Origin of the sequence: Pseudomonas sp. 2822-17 (assembly GCF_002742485.1) — a bacterium.
Lineage (GTDB): Bacteria > Pseudomonadota > Gammaproteobacteria > Pseudomonadales > Pseudomonadaceae > Aquipseudomonas > Aquipseudomonas cyclaminis.
On sequence record NZ_LJRZ01000823.1, the window covers coordinates 1 to 259 of the forward strand.

Annotated in this window: 1 protein-coding gene; it reads right to left on the reverse strand. The window is 31.7% G+C overall.

Annotated elements, in window-relative coordinates:
- A partial coding sequence (locus tag AOA60_RS29410; protein ID WP_305887066.1) for a histidine kinase dimerization/phospho-acceptor domain-containing protein occupies nt 1-259 on the reverse strand: 259 nt, incomplete at both ends.

Here is a 259-nt window from a genome sequence, read left to right on the forward strand (position 1 = left end):
GAGTCCATTAATTCTAAAGAACTCAACTGTTTTTCCGTTAAGTTTTTATCATTTTTGAAAATATGTATAAATCCTTTAACAACCGTTAAAGGGTTTCGCACTTCATGGGCAACCGATGCGGCCATTTCACCGATTAATTTAATTCTTTCAGACTGCTGAAGTTTAATTTTATTTTCTTCCTTTTCATTCAGTGTCTCAATGATGTATACGACAATAAGAATAGTGACCAAATGTGAAATAATAAAATAGGCAATAAAGG